Origin of the sequence: Roseovarius sp., from assembly GCF_040219995.1 — a bacterium.
In the GTDB taxonomy this organism is placed as follows: domain Bacteria; phylum Pseudomonadota; class Alphaproteobacteria; order Rhodobacterales; family Rhodobacteraceae; genus Roseovarius.
This window is the reverse complement of sequence record NZ_JAVJUC010000029.1, coordinates 24,640-42,010: the sequence shown is the minus strand read 5'-3', so window position 1 is coordinate 42,010 and position 17,371 is coordinate 24,640. Positions and strand designations below refer to the sequence as shown.

Below are 17,371 nucleotides of genomic sequence, written 5' to 3'. Positions count from 1 at the left end.
TTTCGTGTCTGAAAGCCGGGCCTCGTGGGCCGTGCTCAGCCGCGCCGCATGATCTGGAATGCTGCGGATGCACCCCAACCGGCGGCAATGGCAATGGCCAGCGACATCAGCCCGTAGAGCATCGGCTGTTCGCGCGACAGGGTGAAGAGCCAGCGTTCCAGCCCGACCTTTCGCACCTCGATCACGGTCTGATACTGCGATACCACACGGCCCTCTCGGGTCAGGAAGATGCGGGTCTGATAGGCGCCTTCGGTCAGGTTGGCGGGCAGGCTGATCGCGGTGCGAAACAGCGTCTGCTCATCCAGCACCACCGCGCTTTCGCGCATCTGATAGGCGTTCTGGTCACGCTTGATGCGAATGAGCGCATCGGTGAAATTCTCGACATCGACATTGGGGGCCATGCTCGCGGCCCCGACCGACCGGATCGCGCGCGGGATCGAGATGCGGTGACGCAGGTCTTCGGTATTGGACAGCACCTTGTCGAGCGGGCCGGTGGTGGCCACGGCGTAGAAACTGGGCGCGGCGTCGAGATCGACCATGTCGGTATTGACCCAGATGCCGAACTGCCGGTCCTTGCGGCGCACCTGCACCGGCAATGACGGCCCGGAGACGGTGATCACCACGTCGAGCGCTGTTTCGGGGATCGGAGCCTCGCGTTTGACCGCGCCGAAGATCAGGATTTCCGATCCGTCGAAGGTCGCGGTGATCGCCACCTTGTCGCTGGACAGGCCCAGCACCACCTCTTCGGCGCGCAAAGGGGCGGCGGCGAGGATCAGCAGGGCGGCCAGACGCCACAGCATCAATGCCCCCCCGCCGCGCCGAGCGAGTAAAGCTCGGAGGGCTGCAAAAGCAGATCGAGCGCCAGTTTGCCACAGACCACCAGCACCATCATCGCCAGCAGGATGCGCAGCTGTTCGGCCTTCATCTTGGTGCCGATCGAGGTGCCGATCTGCGCGCCGATCACGCCGCCCACCAGCAACAGCACGGCAAGTGCGATATCCACGGTATAGTTCGTTGTGGCGTGCAGCATCGTGGTAAACGCGGTCACGAAAATGATCTGAAACAGCGAGGTTCCCACCACCACCTTGGTCGGCATGCCCAGCAGGTAGATCATCGCGGGGACCATGATGAACCCGCCACCGACACCCATGATCGCCGCGAGGATGCCGACGCTGACCCCCACCAGAAGCGGCGGGATCACCGAGATATAAAGGCCCGAGGTGCGGAACCGCATCTTGAACGGCAGGCCATGCACCCAGCCGTGTTTCTTGCGCTTGGGGGCCGCACCGCGCCGGGTGTTGCGGATGGCGCGCAGGCTCTCGATGAACATCATGCCACCGACGACACCAAGGAATACGACGTAGCACAGCTTGACCAGCAGATCGACCTGACCCAGGGATTTGAGGTAGTTGAACAGCACCACGCCCAGAGCGGCCCCGAACAGGCCGCCAATGAGCAGCACCGTGCCCATTCGGAGATCCACCGTCTTTCGCCTGAGATGGGCCAGAACCCCCGAGAAAGACGAGGCAACGATCTGGTTGGCCTCGGTCGCGACGGCGACGGCGGGCGGGATGCCGATGAAGAACAGGAGCGGGGTCATAAGGAACCCGCCACCGACCCCGAACATGCCCGACAGCACTCCCACAAGCCCGCCCAACCCCAGAAGCAGGAAGGCGTTGACCGAAACCTCGGCTATGGGGAGGTAGATTTGCATGGTATCCCTTAGCCTCATCCCCGCTTTCATTGCAAGGGACAGCGCCCGGCGAAACGCCGCAGGCCCGATCAATTCTTATTAACTGGACTTAACTTTCGTGATCTTCGAATGTTGGCCCGGTAATCAGGGGTTTGCAAAGGACCAAGCCCCACGCTATCCGACAGCCCGCTCCAGCGCCGGGTAGCGCAGGCCGAGGGTCACGCCGCGCGCGACAAAGCTGATCAGAAGCGCCAGCCACAGCCCGTGATTGCCGAGCGACGGCACCAGTGCCGCCGCTGCCGCCACATAGACCACGAGGCTGAGTGCCATCATGTTGCGCATGTCGCGCGAACGGGTCGCGCCAATGAACACCCCGTCGAGCATATAGGCGGCAAGCCCGAGGATCGGGGCGGCGGCCATGTAGATCAGATAGCTGCGCGCCTCGGTCTGCACCTCGGGCACCTTGGCCATGAGATCAATGATCGCGCCGCCGAAACTCGCAAAGCCGACCGCCAGCGCGATACAGACCACCAGCCCCCAGAAGCTGGTCATCAGCGCCCCGCGTCGCAAGAGCGCCACCGCGCGTGCGCCGTAGGCCTGCCCCACCAGCGCCTCGGCGGCGAAGGCGAAGCCGTCGAGCGCATGGGCGGTGATGTTGAGGAACTGCAACAGCACCTGATTGGCCGCCAGCGTCACGTCGCCGAAATCCGCGCCCAGAAACAGGAATGAGATGAAGATGATCTGGAGCATCAGCGAGCGCAGCAGGATATCGGTATTCACCATGGCCATGTTGCGCAAACGTGCGCGGTCAAAGACGCGCGGCCAGTCGCGCCAGGCGGGCACGCCAAAGGCATCGCGGCAGAACCAGAACCCGAGCGCCAGGCCGCCCCATTCGGCGATCACCGTGGCCTGCGCCACGCCGGTCACGCCCATATCGAGCCACAGCACGAACCACAGGTCGAGCCCGATATTGACGCCGTTCATCAGCACCTGGATCAACAGCACCGCGCGGGTGCGTTCCTGCGCAATGAGCCAGCCGGTCATGCCGAAGAGCGCGATCATCGCAGGCGCAGACCAGACGCGAATCGCCATGTAGTCGCGTGCGAGGGCCTCGACCTCGGCACTGGCGGGGGAGATCTGGAAGGCGGCCCAGAAGATCGGCACTTGCATTACGATGACGAAAACGCCCCCGGCAAAGCCGATCATCAGCGCGCGGGTGATCAGGGCCGCGACCTCGCCGGTCTGCCCCGCGCCATGCGCCTGACTGGTGAGCCCCGTGGTGCCCATCCGCAGAAAGCCGAAGATCCAGTAGATTCCGGTCAGGATCACCGCCCCGATGCCGACCGCGCCGATGGGGGCGGCGAGCCCGATCTGCCCCACCACGCCGGTATCCACCGCGCCCAGAATGGGCACGGTCGCGTTGGAAATGACGATCGGCAGGGCGATCCTGAGGACGCGGGCATGGGTGACCGCACGGGCGGCGTCACTCATCGCGGCGCGGCATCAGGAAATGGCCGGTGGCCTGCGCGAAGGGGCGCGAGCGGTTGTCCTGCCACGCCTCGACGTGCACGGAGGCATAGCGCCGCCCCGAGCGGTTGACCTGCGCACGGGCATAGGCATCGCGCGGCAGGCCGGAGCGCAGGTAATCGACGGTGAAATCAATCGTCTTGGGCAGGCGCGGCAGGCGGCCCTCGGTAAGCGTCTCGACCTGCACCTTGCCGCTCTCGATCTCTTCCCACAAATGGCCCCAACTGAGCCCGATGATCGAGGTGATTTCGAGAAACGCCGCCGTCGCCCCGCCGTGCAGGGCCGGCAGAAGGGGGTTGCCGATCAGCTTTTCATCGAACGGCATCACGGCGGTCAGCTCGTCGCCGCGGCGCTCGAACTGCACGCCGAGAAAGCGGATGTAGGGGACACCCTCCACCAGCGCCTTCAATGCGGCATCGCGGCGTTGCTTGACCACTTGCACGGGTTCGGGACGGGCGCGCGCCATCAGCCGCCCTCCACGGTGAATGTGCCGGTGGCGGTGGCGACAGGGCGCGCGCTGTCGTCGTCCATCGCGCGGGCGCGCACGAAGGCGACGGACCGGGTGATGTGATAGCATTCGGCATGGGCGCGGATCGCCTGCCCCGGTGTGGCGGGGCGCATGTAGTCGATGCGCAAATCAATGGTCGCGGTTCCGCCGGGCGAGGCAGGATGGCTCATCGCTGCCGCCCCGCAGCAGGTATCCATCAGCGCCGAGACAGCGCCACCGTGAATCACCCCCGTCTCCGGGTCGCCGATCAGGCGCTCGTCGTAATCCATCTCGATCTCCGCGTGGCCCTCGCCCATTGCGGTCAGGCGCATACCGAGCGCGCGGGCATGCGGCAGCGCCTGCATGAACTGCTGCGCGATCCGGTTCTTTTCGTCATCCATGGGCATCCCCGCTGCGATCTTGCGCCCTTTATGGAGTGCAACGGGCCGGGGCTGCAAGAGCGGCGGTTGCGCGGCGCGCGCCTTGGCCCTAACCTGCCCGTGCAGGAGGGCCGGGTGATGGCGGAGAACAGACTGTCCTTCAAGGAGATGTGCGCGAAATACGACGTCACGCCGCGCACGTTGCGTTATTACGAGTATATCGAACTCTTGCAGCCGGAGCGCGAGGGCAGGTCACGCTATTACGGGCCGCGCGAATGTGCCCGGATGACGCTGATCCTACGGGGTCGGAAATTCGGATTCGCGCTCGAGGATATCCGCCAATGGCTGTTGATCTACGAGCATGAGGGCACCGACGCGCAGATGCGCAGCTGGATCGACCTTGCCGACCGGCAACTTGAAGAGCTTGCCGAACAGCGCCGCCAGATCGACGAGGCGATGACCGAGTTGCGCCAGTTGCGCGACCAGACGGCGGCGAATCTCGACTGAAACAGGCTGACGCAGGGGCAAGGAAATGTCCCGCCATGCGCCTTTACCTTGCCTTATCTTACGTCAATTCAAAAGTGACGTGACGTAGCGGTTACGTAAAGCCGCGCGGCTGTTGTAACCATAGGGGACCCGACGCAGATAGTCGCCAGATGCTCTGCGACGAGGCAACGCTATGACTGATGATGTGATGACTATCCGGCAGATGTGCGAGGCGTTCGACGTCACCCCGCGCACCCTGCGATTTTACGAGGCCAAGGAACTGCTCTCGCCGATCCGGCAGGGACAGCGCCGCCTCTTCACCCGGCGCGACCGCGCGCGGCTGAAACTGATCCTGCGCGGCAAGCGCTTCGGCTTCAGCCTCGAGGAACTGCGCCAGCTGCTCGATCTCTACGACAAGGGGGATCAGCAGCACACCCAGATCGCCCGCGCCTACGAGGTGGCCAAGGCGCGTCTGGCCGAGATGGAGACACAGCGCGACGAGTTGGAGGCCGCGATCTCCGAGTTGCGCGAACAGATGACATGGGGCGAGCGTATGCTGGCCTCGCTCAAGGACAACCGCGACGCCGCCGAGTGACACCGGCACGGCCATTCTTTAGGGAGAGAGAACCAGATGCCAAGCTACACCGCACCGACCCGCGACATGCAATTCATCCTGCATGACGTGCTGAACGTGTCAGAGCAGGACACGCCGGGTTATGCCGAACTTGACCGCGATTTCACCAGCGCGGTGCTGGAAGAGGCGGGCAAGATTTCCTCGGAGGTGCTGTCGCCGCTGAACCCGGTGGGCGACAGCGAGGGCTGCGTTCTGGAAAATGGCGTGGTGCGCACGCCCAAGGGCTTCAAGGCGGCGTTTGACCAGGTCCGCGAGGGCGGCTGGACCGCGCTCGATCTGCCCGAGGAATACGGCGGCCAGAATATGCCTTATGTGCTGGGCACCGCCGTGGGTGAGATGTTCTCGGGCGCCAATCAGGCGTTTACCATGTATCAGGGTCTGACCCATGGCGCGGCCTCGGCGATCCTTGCGCATGGCTCGGACCAGCAGAAAGACACCTATCTGCCCAGGATGTTCTCATGCGAGTGGACCGGCACCATGAACCTCACGGAACCGCATTGCGGCACCGATCTGGGCCTGATGCGGACCAAGGCCGAACCGCAGGAGGATGGCAGCTTCAAGCTGACCGGGCAGAAGATCTTCATCTCGTCCGGCGAGCATGACATGGCCGACAACATCATCCATCTGGTGCTGGCCAAGATCCCCGGCGGGCCCGACGGTATCAAGGGCGTGTCGCTTTTCATCGTGCCGAAATTCATGGTGAACGACGACGGCAGCCTCGGCGACCGCAACGGCGTGTCCTGCGGCAAGATCGAAGAGAAGATGGGCATTCACGGCAATTCCACCTGCGTGATGAATTATGACGGCGCAACGGGGTATCTGCTGGGGCAGGAACACAAGGGCATGCGCGCCATGTTTACCATGATGAACGAGGCCCGGATCGGTGTTGGCATGCAAGGGCTGGCACAGGCCGAAGTCGCCTATCAGAACGCGCTTGCCTATGCGCGCGACCGGCTTCAGGGCCGCGCGGTGACCGGCGATGAAAACCCCGACGGCCCCGCCGACCCGCTGATTGTGCATCCCGATATCCGCCGCTCGCTGATGGATCAGAAGAGCTTTATCGAGGGCGCGCGCGCCTTCATGCTCTGGGGCGCGGAACTGATCGACCGCTCGCATCGCGGCGAGGACGCGGAGGCCGAGGGGCTGATCTCGCTGATGACGCCGGTGATCAAGGGCTTTCTGACCGACGAGGGCTATGACATGACCGTGCTGGCGCAGCAGGTCTATGGCGGGCATGGCTATATCGAGGAATGGGGCATGTCGCAGTTCACCCGCGACGCCCGTATCGCGATGATCTACGAGGGTGCGAATGGTGTGCAGGCGCTCGATCTGGTGGGGCGCAAGCTGGCGCAGGACAGCGGCAAGCACGTCATGGCCTTCTTCGAGATGGTCAAGACCTTCCTCAAGGAGAACGAGGGCAACGAGGCGCTGAAGAAAGACTTCCTCGACCCGCTCAAGGCGGCCTCGAAAGACCTGCAGGCCTCGGCGATGTTCTTCATGCAGAACGGCATGAAAAACCCCAACGCCGCGCTTGCCGGATCCTATGACTTCATGCACCTTTTCGGCCATGTCTGCCTCGGGCTGATGTGGGCGCGGATGGCCAAGGCGGCGCATGCGGCGCTGGAGGCGGGCACCTCGGATGAGGCGTTCTACCGCACCAAGCTGGCGACAGGCCGTTTCTACATGAAGCGCCGCCTGCCCGCGACCGCGCTGCATCTCGCGCGCATCGAGAGCGGCGCGGAGCCGGTGATGGAGCTTGACGCCGAGGCTTTCTGATAACGCGGTGGGTTGAACCCCACCCTACGGGAGGAGGAAACGATGCCGAAACGCTTTCGCCTGACGCGCCGCTTCAACGCGGCGATGACCGAGGACGGTTATCGCCGGTTGCGCAAATTCAGTCAGGAGGCGGGGCTCGATGAGGGCGAGGCGCTGTCCTTCCTCTTCGAGAATTTCGACAGCGTGATCGACGAGGACACGTTCGCGCACCGGCTGCGCATCTTCAATTCGGAGCTCGACGCGCGCAAACGCTGACCATTCAGGGACGGGAGGCCCAGCCATGACATGGATGACGGACGAGCACCGGATGCTCGGCGAGATGACCGCCAAATTCATCAATGATGAATGGCGGCCGCATTACGAGCGCTGGCGCAAGGCCGGGATCATGGACCGCGAGACATGGGTTGAGGCGGGCGAATTGGGCCTGCTCTGCCCTTCGATCCCCGAGGAATACGGCGGCGCGGGAGGCGATTTCGGGCATGAGGCGGTGATCTGTCTGGAGCAGAGCCGGGCCAATCTGGCCAGCTGGGGCAATCCGATCCATTCCGGCATCGTCGCGCATTACATCCTTGCCTATGGCAGCGAAGAGCAAAAGAAGACATGGCTGCCCAAGATGGTCTCGGGCGAGATGGTCGGTGCGCTCGCCATGACCGAGCCCGCCGCCGGATCGGACGTGCAGGGGATCAAGACCCGCGCGGTGCGCGACGGCAACGCCTATCGCCTGTCGGGGCAAAAGACGTTCATCACCAACGGCCAGCACGCCGACCTGATCATCGTCGCCGCCAAGACCGACCCCAAGGAAGGGGCCAAGGGCATCTCGCTCGTCGTGGTCGAGACCGAAGGGGCCACGGGCTTTGCACGCGGGCGCAACCTTGAAAAGGTCGGGCTGCATGCGGGCGACACGTCGGAATTATTCTTCGACAACGTGGAAATCCCGCCCGAGAACATCCTTGGCGGCGAAGAGGGGCGCGGCTTTTATCAGATGATGGAGCAGCTGCCGCAGGAACGGCTGATCATCGCCTGTGGTGCGCAGGGGGCGATGGAGGGCGCGGTGGAACGCACGGTGCGCTATGCCAAGGAGCGTCAGGCCTTTGGTGGACCGATCCTGCAATTCCAGAACACCCGCTTCAAGCTGGCCGAATGCCAGACCAAGACCGCCGTCTGCCGCGCCTTCATGGATGAATGCATTTCCGAGCACATGCGCGGAGAGTTGAGTGTCGAAAAGGCGGCGATGGCGAAGTATTGGCTGACCGATGCGCAGGGCGAGGTGCTGGATGAATGCCTGCAACTGCATGGCGGCTATGGCTACATGCAGGAATACGACATCGCCGAAATGTGGGCCGATGCCCGCGTGCAGCGCATCTATGGCGGCACCAACGAGATCATGAAAGAGCTGATCGCGAGGGCGCTGTGATGGTCCGGGCGGTGGCACATATGGCAAATGCCGGATGCCTCCGGCGGGGATATTTGCAGCAAGATGAAGGAGCGGAGGACCACCCTGCCGCGCGCACGGGCCACTTGGCATCAGGCGCGACGACAGGGCTTCACCTTGCACGTCCATCGGCTTCCCAGCCTGTGACGCCATGCCATCAAAGCGCATTAAACTTAATCAATGATGAACAGCCCCCTGCTTCATCTTACCAAAAATATCCAAATCCAACACCGCAACCGGGAGCCACGCCATGACGATCAAACTCCACTGCTTCGGCGAGAGCGGCAATGCCTACAAGGCGGCGCTGGCGCTGGAGCTTTCCGGTCTCGACTGGGACCCGGTCTTCGTCGATTTCTTCGGCGGCGAGACGCGTGGCGACGCGTTTCGTCACATCAACGTGATGGGCGAGGTCCCGGTGCTGGTGGACGGGGACACGACCTTGACGCAATCGGGCGTCATGCAGATGTACATCACCGAGAAGACGGGAAAATTTGGCGGCGAAACACCGCAAGAGGCCCGTGAGGTGATGCGCTGGATGTTCTGGGACAATCACAAGCTCAGCTCTCAGGCCGGGATGACGCGGTTCCTGATGAACTTCCTGCCCGAGGAAAAGCGCCCCGCAGAGGTGATCGGCTTCATGCAGGGGCGGCTCAAGGCCGCCTATGCTGCGCTCGATGCCCATCTGGGGGGCCGCGACTGGATCGTGGGCGATGCGATCACCAATGCCGACCTGAGTTGCTGCGGCTACCTCTTTTACCCCGAGCCTTTCGGCTTCGACCGCAAGGACTGGCCCAAGATCGACCGGTGGCTCTCGAATATCGAGCGCCTGCCCGGCTGGAAACACCCCTATGACCTGATGCCCGGCAGCCCTGCTGACCGAGCGTGAAAAAGGAGACCGAGATGACAGATGCCTATATCTATGACGCCGTGCGCAGCCCCCGCGGCAAGGGCCGCAAGGATGGCGCGCTGCACGAGGTGACCGCCGCGCGGCTCTCGGCGGATATGCTGAACGCGCTGAAAGAACGTAGCGGGCTTGAGGGTCACGCCGTCGAGGATGTGATCTGGGGCAACGCCACGCAGGTGATGGAACAGGGCGGCTGTCTTGCGCGCACCGCCGTGCTGGCCTCGGATCTGGACGAGCGTATTCCCGGCCTCTCGATCAACCGTTTCTGCGCGAGCGGGATGGAGGCGGTGAACCTGGCCGCCAACCAGGTGCGCGCAGGCGCCGGGGACGGTTATATCGCGGGCGGGGTCGAGATGATGGGCCGCGTCGCCATGGGCAGCGACGGGGCGGCGATTGCCGTCGATCCCAGCATTGCCATGGACAGCTATTTCGTGCCGCAGGGGATTTCGGCGGATATCATCGCCACCGAATACGGGTTCAGCCGCGATGATGCCGACGCGCTCGCCGTGGAATCGCAGCGCCGCGCCGCCGCCGCCTGGGAGGACCGCCGCTTTGACCGCTCGATCATCGAGGTCAAGGATCAGAATGGCCTCTCGATCCTTGATCGTGACGAATACATGCGCCCCGGCACCGACATGCAGTCGCTCGGGGCCTTGAAGCCCAGCTTCAAGGATATGGGCGAGGTGATGCCGGGCTTCGATGCCGTGGCCAAGCTGAAATACCCGCACCTTGAGGCGATCAACCACATTCACCACGCCGGTAACTCCTCGGGTATCGTGGACGGGGCGGCCGGTGTGCTCGTGGGCAGTAAGGCGTTCGGCGAGAAATGGGGCCTGACCCCGCGCGCGCGCATCCGTCAGACCACCAAGATCGGCACCGATCCGACGATCATGCTGACCGGCCCGGTGCCCGCCACCGAAAAGGCGCTGAAAGACAGCGGCATGGCGATCTCGGATATCGACCTCTTCGAGGTGAACGAGGCGTTTTCCGCCGTCGTCCTGCGCTTCATGCAGGCGTTTGACGTCGATCATTCCCGCCTCAACGTCAATGGCGGGGCGATTGCCATGGGCCATCCGCTCGGGGCCTCTGGCGCGATCATCATCGGCACGCTTCTGGATGAGCTGGAGCGCAGCGGCAAGGGCACCGGCCTCGCCACGCTCTGCGTGGCCTCCGGCATGGGCGCCGCCACCATCATCGAACGCGTGTAAGGGGAGACTGCGACAATGACCGATTTCACCATGAAAAAGGGCGCTGATGGCGTCGCGATCATCACCTGGGACGTGCCCGGCAAGTCGATGAACGTGATGAACCAACAGGGCTTTCTCGACCTTGAGGCGCTGATTGATGACGCGCTCGCCGATGACGGCGTCAAGGGCGTGATCCTGACCTCGGGCAAGGAGGGGTCTTTCGCCGGGGGCATGGATCTCAACATCATCGCCAAGATGCGCGACGATGCGGGCGATGAGCCTGCCAAGGGACTCTTTGAGGGGGTAATGGGCATGCACGCCATCCTGCGCAAGATCGAACGCGCGGGCATGGACGACAAGAACAAGGGCGGCAAGCCGATCGCCGCCGCCCTGCCCGGCACCGCGCTTGGCATCGGGCTGGAAATCCCGCTCGCCTGCCACCGGATCTTTGCCGCCGATAACCCGAAGGCCAAGATCGGCCTGCCCGAGATCATGGTCGGCATTTTCCCCGGCGCGGGCGGCACCACGCGGCTGGTGCGCAAGCTGGGCGCGATGTCGGCCTCGCCGCTCTTGCTCGAAGGCAAGCTGAACGACCCCAAGAAAGCCAAATCCGCCGGGGTGGTGGATGAGGTCGTGCCCGCCGATCAATTGATCGAAAAGGCCCGCGAATGGGTGCTCTCGAGCCCGAATATCGTCAAGCCCTGGGACGAGAAGGGCTACAAGATGCCCGGTGGCGCACCCTATCACCCGGCGGGCTTCATGACGTTCGTGGGCGCCTCGGCCATGGTTAACGGCAAGACCCAAGGCGCGTTCCCGGCGGCCAAGGCGCTCTTGTCGGCGGTCTATGAGGGCGCGCTCGTGCCGTTTGATACGGCGCTCAAGATCGAGGCGCGCTGGTTCACCAATGTGCTGATGAACCCGTCCTCAAGCGCCATGATCCGCTCGCTCTTCATCAACAAGGAGGCGCTGGAGAAAGGTGCCAACCGTCCCGACGTGCCGGATCAGAAGGTTAAAAAGGTCGGCGTCATGGGCGCGGGCATGATGGGCGCGGGCATCGCGCTTGTCTCGGCCATGGCCGGGATGGAGGTTGTCCTGATTGACCAGAAACAGGAGGCCGCCGACCGCGGCAAATCCTACACCGCCGATTACATGGACAAGGGGATCAAGCGCGGCAAGGCGACGGAAGAGAAGAAGCAGGCCGCGCTCGATCTGATCACCGCCACCACCGAGTATTCGGCGCTCAAGGGCTGTGACCTGATCATCGAGGCGGTGTTCGAAGACCCTGCCGTCAAGGCCGAGGCCACCAAGAAGGCACTGGCCGAGGCGGGCGAGGATTGCATCTTCGCCACCAACACCTCGACCCTGCCGATCACGGAACTGGCCAAGGCGTCTGACAATCCTGAGAACTTCATCGGCATCCACTTCTTCTCGCCTGTCGAAAAGATGATGCTGGTCGAGATCATCAAGGGGCAGAAAACCGGCCCGCGTGCCGTGGCCAAGGCGCTCGACTACGTGCGGCAAATCCGCAAGACGCCCATCGTGGTGAATGACGCGCGGTTCTTCTACTGCAACCGATGCATCATCCCCTATATCAACGAGGGTATCCGCATGGTGGCCGAGGGCGTGGCCCCCGCGCTGATCGACAACGCCGCGCGGCAGTTGGGCTTCCCGGTCGGGCCGCTGCAACTGGTCGATGAGACCTCGATCGACCTCGGGGCCAAGATCGCCCGTGCGACCAAATCCGCCATGGGCGACACCTACCCCGACGCCGCCGTCGATGAGGTGATCTTCTGGATGGAAGGCGAAGGGCGGCTCGGTCGCAAGGCCAATGCCGGGTTTTTTGAGTATGACGAGAAAGGCAAGCGTCTCGGCTATTGGGAGGGCCTCGCGCAGAAATACCCCCGCGCAGAGGAACAGCCCGACCTGCACGAGGTGCAGCACCGGTTGATGTTCGCGCAAGTGCTTGAGGCGGTGCGTGCGCTGGAAGAAGGCGTGCTGGAGGATATCCGCGAGGGGGATGTGGGCGCGATCCTCGCCTGGGGCTTTGCGCCCTGGTCGGGCGGGCCGTTTGCCTGGCTCGACATCATCGGCACGCCCTATGCCGCCGAGCGCTGCGACCAGCTGACCGAGAAATTCGGGCCGCGCTTTACCACGCCCGCACTGCTGCGCGAGATGGCCGACAAGAACCAGGGCTTCTATGCCCGGTTCGGCCAGCAGTCACAGGCGGCGTAAAAGAAAAACCCCGCGTGCTCAAACCGGGCGCGCGGGGTTTCTTTATGGCGAAAATACTCAGAATCCCCGGCCTGCCACGCAGCAGCGCCGGGGGTCTTCATCACAGCGGCACGAACCCGCCCTGGCTTGCGCTGTATTGTTCCAGCGATCCGCTGCCGATTTCGTGCCAGAGCCCGTGCAGCGTCAATTCGCCCGAGGCCACCGCCGCCTCGACGAAGGGAAAGCTCATCAGGTTTTCCAGCGACACCATCACCGCCTGTTTTTCCAGCGCCTTGAGCTGCGCCGCCTCGTCGCCCATGTCCTTGACCCGCTCGTAGCCGGGCCGCAGGATATCGAGCCAGCGGCCCACGAAACTGGTCTGCTCCTCGAGTTCCGGCGCATGGCCCGCGCACATCTGCTGGCAGCCCTTGACGCCGCCGCAGGCCGAATGGCCGATCACGATCAGATGCGCCACCTTGAGCGCGGTCACCGCGAATTCCACCGCCGCCGAGGTGCCGTGCTGCGCGCCGTCGGTCACGTAGGGCGGCACGAGGTTGGCGATGTTGCGGTGAATGAAGAACTCGCCCTGGTCCGCGCCGAAGATCGAGGTGACATGAACGCGGCTGTCGCAGCAGGAAATCACCATCGCGCGCGGATGCTGGCCTTGCTGGGCGAGGTGCCGATACCATGCCTGATTTTCCGTATAGCTGGTGGCCTTCCATCCGTGGAAGCGATGCACGAGATAGGTCGGCAGGGGGCGGGCGTAATCCATGGTCTCTCCGGCGCTTGGGGCGGCTCACGGCTGGATAATCGGTATTCACCTCGAATTCGAGCCATAATTTGCAGGCGCGGAAACCATTTGGGAACCGCGCAGATGCCATTCTCTGCCGCGCCGTGGGGGCAAAGGCACGACAAGCGGGTGAGAAGGTGAACAACGTGGAACAACCGACGGTGCTGCAACAGCACGAATGCGTGCGGCTCGATGCCGACCGGCTGGAGGCGCTTTATCTGGAATTGGGCGAGACGAGCGCCGAGGATGTGGTGTGCCGCGCGCTCGAGGAACTCGCGGCGCGGCTGGGTCATGCCGAGCGGTTCTACCGCGAGGGGCGGTTGGATGAAATGCGCAAGAGCAGCCGCAGCCTGATCGCCATCGCCGATCAGATCGGCATGGCGTTGCTGGCGCGGGTGGCGGGGGATGTGACGGGCTCTATTGACGCGGGTGATTACAACGCGCTTGCGGCCACCTTTGCGCGGCTGTTGCGGATCGGTGAACGCTCGCTCTGCGAGATATGGGAGGCGCAGGACACACCCTTTTGAGAGCCGCGATTTGGCGGTTGCAGGCGGCGCAATCGGGGCTAGGCTGGCGGGGATCACCCGTTGCAAAAGGTCCGCTGATATGAGCCTGACATTCGCCGCCCCCGACAGCCCCGCCATCCCGCTGCATGTGGTGGAGGAGGGCGCGTTCGACGGCTGGCTCGACGCGCAGTCCCCGCAGGTCGCGGCCTGGGTGCGCGCCATGGGCTTTACCGCTGCGCTTGGTCGCGTGCTCGCCGTGCCGGACGCGGCGGGTGGCATCGCCTTGGCGCTAGCGGGTTATGGCAGCGCCACCTCGCGCGCCCGGGGCCGGTTTCATCTGGCGGGCGCGGCAGCGGCCCTGCCCGAGGGCACCTACCGGCTGGAGGGGCTGCCCGAAGAGGCGGCAGAGACCGAGGCGCTTGGCTGGCTGCTGGCGCATTACGCCTATGAGCGCTACCGCGAGCAAAGCCCGGCCAAGGCGCGGCTGATCGCGCCCGAGGGCGTCGATGCCGGGCGGCTGGAGGTGATCGCGGCGGGCGAGGCGCTGACCCGTGACCTGATCAACACCCCGGCCAACGATCTGGGCCCCGATGCGCTGGAGGCTGCGTGCCATGCCATCGCCGATCAACAGGGCGCGCGGCTCACCTGTACGCGCGGTGCGGACCTGCTGGAACAGAACTTTCCGCTGATCCACACCGTCGGGCGTGCCGCCGCGCAAGCCCCACGCCTGATTGAGATGACATGGGGGGAGAGCGGGCCCAACCTGACGCTGGTCGGCAAGGGCGTCTGTTTCGACACAGGCGGCCTCAACCTCAAGCCCGGGGCGTCGATGGGGCTGATGAAGAAGGACATGGGCGGCGCGGCGACGGTACTGGGGCTCGCGCATATGATCATGGCGCTCGATCTGCCGCTGCGGCTGCGGGTGCTGATCCCGGCGGTGGAAAATGCGGTTGCGGGCAATGCGTTTCGCCCCGGTGACATCCTGACCGCGCGCAACGGGATGACCGTCGAGGTCAACAACACCGATGCCGAGGGGCGTCTGGTGATGGCCGATGCAGTGGCCTACGTGGCCGAAGAATGCCCCTATCTGATGATCTCCATGGCCACGCTCACGGGGGCCGCGCGGGTGGCGCTCGGGCCGGATCTGGCACCCTATTACAGCGATGATGCGGGCTTTGCGGCGGCGCTGGAAAGTGCCGCCGCGCGCGTCGCGGACCCGGTCTGGCGGCTACCGTTTCACACGCCCTACGAGGCGATGATCGAGCCGGGGATCGCCGATCTCGACAATGCGCCGTCGGGTGGTTTTGCAGGCTCGATCACCGCCGCGCTGTTCCTGCGCCGCTTTGCGGGCGGGCTCAATTACAGCCATTTCGATATCTACGGCTGGACGCCGAGCGCGGCCCCCGCACGGCCCAAGGGCGGCGTCGGCATGGGGGCGCGCGCGTTGCTGGACGCCTTGCCGGGGGTGCTGAACCTGTGAGCGCGCCGCATCTCATCGGCTGGCCGCTGGTCGATCTGCGGCGCGCGCCCGAGGGTGCGCGCGACCGGCAATTGCTGATGGGCGAGGCGGTGGAGATCGTGCCGCCGTCATCCTCGGGCCTGACCCGAGGATCTCCCGGCTGGGTGGCGGTCAAGGCGCTGCGCGACGGCTATCCCGGGCATATCCCGGAGGCGGCGCTGACCACCGGCAGCGTCACCCACCGCGTCTGCGCCCGCGCGACGCATGCCTATGCCGCGCCCGATTTCAAGAGCGCCGAGCGCCTGAGCCTTAGCTTTGGCGCGCGGCTGGAGGTGCTGGGGGAGAAGGGACGCTTTGCCGAGACCCCGCAGGGTTACGTGCCGCGTGTTCACCTCACGCCGCTGGCGGAGTGGGAGACCGACCCTGTGAGCATCGCCGAACTTTTCCTCGGGACGCCCTACCTCTGGGGCGGCAATTCCGCCTTTGGCATCGACTGTTCGGGGCTGGTGCAGGCGGGCTGCCTTGCCTGCGGCCTGCCTTGTCCCGGCGATAGCGGCGATCAGGCGCGTGCCCTGGGCGAGACGCTGCCCGAGGACGCCACCCTGCAACGCGGCGATCTGCTCTTTTGGCGTGGGCATGTGGCCTGGGTTGCCGACCCCGGCACGCTGCTCCATGCCAATGTGCATCACATGGCGGTGGCTTATGAGCCTTTGCAGGCCGCCATTTCCCGCATCGCGGCGCAGGGCGACGGCCCGGTGACCGCCCGCAAACGACTGAAAGGACTGACATGACTTCCGATCCCTTCTTCCATCCGGTCTCGGGCTTCGAGATGCCACGCTTTGCCGGGGTGCCGACCTTCATGCGGCTGCCTTATGTGCCCAAGGGACATGCGCGCTATGACGACGTGCAGATCGGCCTCGTCGGGGTGCCGTGGGATAGCGGGACCACCAACCGGCCCGGCCCGCGCCACGGACCGCGACAGTTGCGCGATGCCTCGACCATGATCCGCGCGCAGCATCCGACCTCGGGCATGCGCCCGTTCGAGGCGGTGAATTGCGCCGATCTGGGGGATGTGGGGCCGAACCCGGCGGATATCATCGACAGCATGGCGCGGATCACCGAGTTTTACGACGGGGTGACGGGTGCCGGGATCATGCCGCTGACAGCGGGCGGCGATCACCTGACGACGCTGCCGGTGCTGCGGTCGCTGGCGCGGCGCTCAGCCCTGGGCATGATCCATTTCGACAGTCATACCGATCTTTATCATTCGTATTTCGGCGGCACGATGTATACCCACGGCACCCCCTTCCGCCGCGCGGTCGAGGAAGGGCTGCTCGATCCCAAGCGCGTGGTGATGATCGGGCTGCGCGGCACCATGTATGACACCGAGGACCGCGATTTCGCGAAGGCCGAGGGTATCCGCCTGATCCTGATCGAGGAATTCCATGCGCGTGGCCCCGAGGACGTTATGGCCGAGGCGCGCGAGATTGCGGGCGATAGCGATACCTATGTCAGCTACGACATCGACTTTGTCGATCCGACATTTGCCCCCGGCACCGGCACGCCAGAGGTCGGTGGGCCGAACAGCTATCAGGCGTTGCAGGTGGTGCGCGGGCTGGAGGGGGTGAAGATCGTGGGCGCCGATCTGGTCGAGGTCTCGCCGCCCTTCGATGCCTCCGGCAATACCGCGTTTCTGGGCGCGTCGATCATGTTCGAACTGCTCTGTGTGATGGCGGGGGTCCGCAGCGCGCAATAAGCACCCACGCCACACCGCCATAGGGAGTACGCAGTTGCCTGCACATCGCGTGCGGGCCTATGTTGCGCGTTTGAGACAGGTCGAAAGATTTGCAAAGCTCCATTTGCGAGCCACTCGCGCAAAAGTGATACCCATGCCATGGT

At 64.5% G+C, this 17,371-nt stretch carries 18 protein-coding genes; 12 read left to right on the top strand and 6 right to left on the bottom strand.

From position 1 onward, the window contains the following. Positions 1 to 35: 35 nt before the first annotated feature. The 5 genes from RID11_RS13050 to RID11_RS13030 form a co-directional block, all read right to left on the bottom strand. Positions 36 to 800, bottom strand: coding sequence for a TIGR02186 family protein (locus RID11_RS13050; protein ID WP_350139851.1), 765 nt, complete (start codon positions 798 to 800; stop codon positions 36 to 38). Beyond that, entirely contained in the window at positions 800 to 1,714 is a 915-nt protein-coding gene (locus RID11_RS13045) for a sulfite exporter TauE/SafE family protein (protein WP_350139849.1), read from the bottom strand. The genes RID11_RS13050 and RID11_RS13045 overlap by 1 nt, the downstream gene beginning before the upstream one ends. Positions 1,715 to 1,867: 153 nt before the next feature. Then, positions 1,868 to 3,184, bottom strand: a complete 1,317-nt coding sequence (locus RID11_RS13040; RefSeq protein ID WP_350139847.1) for an MATE family efflux transporter — start codon at positions 3,182 to 3,184, stop codon at positions 1,868 to 1,870. Then, positions 3,177 to 3,686, bottom strand: a complete 510-nt coding sequence (locus tag RID11_RS13035; protein ID WP_350139845.1) for a PaaI family thioesterase — start codon at positions 3,684 to 3,686, stop codon at positions 3,177 to 3,179. The genes RID11_RS13040 and RID11_RS13035 overlap by 8 nt, the downstream gene beginning before the upstream one ends. After that, the gene (locus tag RID11_RS13030) at positions 3,686 to 4,108 is read right to left on the bottom strand and encodes a PaaI family thioesterase (protein ID WP_350139843.1); all 423 of its coding nucleotides are present in this window, start codon (positions 4,106 to 4,108) and stop codon (positions 3,686 to 3,688) included. The genes RID11_RS13035 and RID11_RS13030 overlap by 1 nt, the downstream gene beginning before the upstream one ends. A gap of 117 nt (positions 4,109 to 4,225) precedes the next feature. On the opposite strand from RID11_RS13030, the gene RID11_RS13025 reads away from it, so the two are divergent. The 8 genes from RID11_RS13025 (at position 4,226) to RID11_RS12990 (ending at position 12,738) form a co-directional block, all read left to right on the top strand. Beyond that, complete coding sequence (locus RID11_RS13025; RefSeq protein WP_350139973.1) at positions 4,226 to 4,594, top strand: MerR family transcriptional regulator; 369 nt, start codon at positions 4,226 to 4,228, stop codon at positions 4,592 to 4,594. A gap of 172 nt (positions 4,595 to 4,766) precedes the next feature. After that, complete coding sequence (locus RID11_RS13020; RefSeq protein WP_050663189.1) at positions 4,767 to 5,168, top strand: MerR family transcriptional regulator; 402 nt, start codon at positions 4,767 to 4,769, stop codon at positions 5,166 to 5,168. 36 nt (positions 5,169 to 5,204) lie between these two features. Continuing rightward, on the top strand, positions 5,205 to 6,983 hold the full coding sequence (locus tag RID11_RS13015) for an acyl-CoA dehydrogenase C-terminal domain-containing protein (protein WP_350139841.1): 1,779 nt from the start codon (positions 5,205 to 5,207) through the stop codon (positions 6,981 to 6,983). A 42-nt stretch (positions 6,984 to 7,025) separates the two neighbouring features. Beyond that, positions 7,026 to 7,238: a hypothetical protein gene (locus RID11_RS13010; RefSeq protein ID WP_050663187.1), complete on the top strand. Its 213-nt coding sequence runs from the start codon at positions 7,026 to 7,028 to the stop codon at positions 7,236 to 7,238. Positions 7,239 to 7,263: 25 nt separating this feature from the next. Next, entirely contained in the window at positions 7,264 to 8,397 is a 1,134-nt protein-coding gene (locus RID11_RS13005; RefSeq protein ID WP_350139838.1) for an acyl-CoA dehydrogenase family protein, read from the top strand. A 268-nt stretch (positions 8,398 to 8,665) separates the two neighbouring features. Continuing rightward, the gene (locus tag RID11_RS13000) at positions 8,666 to 9,301 is read left to right on the top strand and encodes a glutathione S-transferase family protein (RefSeq protein WP_350139836.1); all 636 of its coding nucleotides are present in this window, start codon (positions 8,666 to 8,668) and stop codon (positions 9,299 to 9,301) included. Positions 9,302 to 9,315: 14 nt separating this feature from the next. After that, positions 9,316 to 10,527, top strand: coding sequence for an acetyl-CoA C-acetyltransferase (locus tag RID11_RS12995; protein ID WP_350139832.1), 1,212 nt, complete (start codon positions 9,316 to 9,318; stop codon positions 10,525 to 10,527). Positions 10,528 to 10,542: 15 nt separating this feature from the next. Beyond that, positions 10,543 to 12,738 (top strand): 3-hydroxyacyl-CoA dehydrogenase NAD-binding domain-containing protein, encoded by a 2,196-nt coding sequence (locus tag RID11_RS12990; RefSeq protein WP_350139829.1) that lies wholly within the window; start codon positions 10,543 to 10,545, stop codon positions 12,736 to 12,738. Between the two features lie 100 nt (positions 12,739 to 12,838). On the opposite strand, the gene RID11_RS12985 is transcribed toward RID11_RS12990, so the two are convergent. Then, the gene (locus RID11_RS12985; RefSeq protein ID WP_350139826.1) at positions 12,839 to 13,489 is read right to left on the bottom strand and encodes a carbonic anhydrase; all 651 of its coding nucleotides are present in this window, start codon (positions 13,487 to 13,489) and stop codon (positions 12,839 to 12,841) included. Positions 13,490 to 13,653: 164 nt separating this feature from the next. Between RID11_RS12985 and RID11_RS12980 the strand changes: the two genes are divergently transcribed. The 4 genes from RID11_RS12980 to speB all read left to right on the top strand — a co-directional run bounded on the left by RID11_RS12980 (position 13,654) and on the right by speB (position 17,228). Then, the gene (locus tag RID11_RS12980) at positions 13,654 to 14,034 is read left to right on the top strand and encodes a hypothetical protein (RefSeq protein WP_350139824.1); all 381 of its coding nucleotides are present in this window, start codon (positions 13,654 to 13,656) and stop codon (positions 14,032 to 14,034) included. Between the two features lie 79 nt (positions 14,035 to 14,113). Then, positions 14,114 to 15,493, top strand: coding sequence for a leucyl aminopeptidase family protein (locus tag RID11_RS12975; RefSeq protein WP_350139822.1), 1,380 nt, complete (start codon positions 14,114 to 14,116; stop codon positions 15,491 to 15,493). Further along, on the top strand, positions 15,490 to 16,263 hold the full coding sequence (locus RID11_RS12970; RefSeq protein WP_350139820.1) for a C40 family peptidase: 774 nt from the start codon (positions 15,490 to 15,492) through the stop codon (positions 16,261 to 16,263). Before RID11_RS12975 ends, RID11_RS12970 begins: the two co-directional genes overlap by 4 nt. After that, the gene (speB, locus tag RID11_RS12965) at positions 16,260 to 17,228 is read left to right on the top strand and encodes an agmatinase (RefSeq protein ID WP_350139818.1); all 969 of its coding nucleotides are present in this window, start codon (positions 16,260 to 16,262) and stop codon (positions 17,226 to 17,228) included. The genes RID11_RS12970 and speB overlap by 4 nt, the downstream gene beginning before the upstream one ends. The last annotated feature ends 143 nt before the right edge of the window (positions 17,229 to 17,371 follow it).

Bases quoted from the DNA above. Each gene is read 5' to 3' on its own strand.
- RID11_RS13050 (WP_350139851.1), bottom strand. From the start codon at position 800: ATGCTGTGGCGTCTGGCCGCCCTGCTGATCCTCGCCGCCGCCCCTTTG.
- RID11_RS13045 (WP_350139849.1), bottom strand. From the start codon at position 1,714: ATGCAAATCTACCTCCCCATAGCCGAGGTTTCGGTCAACGCCTTCCTG.
- RID11_RS13040 (WP_350139847.1), bottom strand. From the start codon at position 3,184: ATGAGTGACGCCGCCCGTGCGGTCACCCATGCCCGCGTCCTCAGGATC.
- RID11_RS13035 (WP_350139845.1), bottom strand. From the start codon at position 3,686: ATGGCGCGCGCCCGTCCCGAACCCGTGCAAGTGGTCAAGCAACGCCGC.
- RID11_RS13030 (WP_350139843.1), bottom strand. From the start codon at position 4,108: ATGGATGACGAAAAGAACCGGATCGCGCAGCAGTTCATGCAGGCGCTG.
- RID11_RS13025 (WP_350139973.1), top strand. From the start codon at position 4,226: ATGGCGGAGAACAGACTGTCCTTCAAGGAGATGTGCGCGAAATACGAC.
- RID11_RS13020 (WP_050663189.1), top strand. From the start codon at position 4,767: ATGACTGATGATGTGATGACTATCCGGCAGATGTGCGAGGCGTTCGAC.
- RID11_RS13015 (WP_350139841.1), top strand. From the start codon at position 5,205: ATGCCAAGCTACACCGCACCGACCCGCGACATGCAATTCATCCTGCAT.
- RID11_RS13010 (WP_050663187.1), top strand. From the start codon at position 7,026: ATGCCGAAACGCTTTCGCCTGACGCGCCGCTTCAACGCGGCGATGACC.
- RID11_RS13005 (WP_350139838.1), top strand. From the start codon at position 7,264: ATGACATGGATGACGGACGAGCACCGGATGCTCGGCGAGATGACCGCC.
- RID11_RS13000 (WP_350139836.1), top strand. From the start codon at position 8,666: ATGACGATCAAACTCCACTGCTTCGGCGAGAGCGGCAATGCCTACAAG.
- RID11_RS12995 (WP_350139832.1), top strand. From the start codon at position 9,316: ATGACAGATGCCTATATCTATGACGCCGTGCGCAGCCCCCGCGGCAAG.
- RID11_RS12990 (WP_350139829.1), top strand. From the start codon at position 10,543: ATGACCGATTTCACCATGAAAAAGGGCGCTGATGGCGTCGCGATCATC.
- RID11_RS12985 (WP_350139826.1), bottom strand. From the start codon at position 13,489: ATGGATTACGCCCGCCCCCTGCCGACCTATCTCGTGCATCGCTTCCAC.
- RID11_RS12975 (WP_350139822.1), top strand. From the start codon at position 14,114: ATGAGCCTGACATTCGCCGCCCCCGACAGCCCCGCCATCCCGCTGCAT.
- speB (WP_350139818.1), top strand. From the start codon at position 16,260: ATGACTTCCGATCCCTTCTTCCATCCGGTCTCGGGCTTCGAGATGCCA.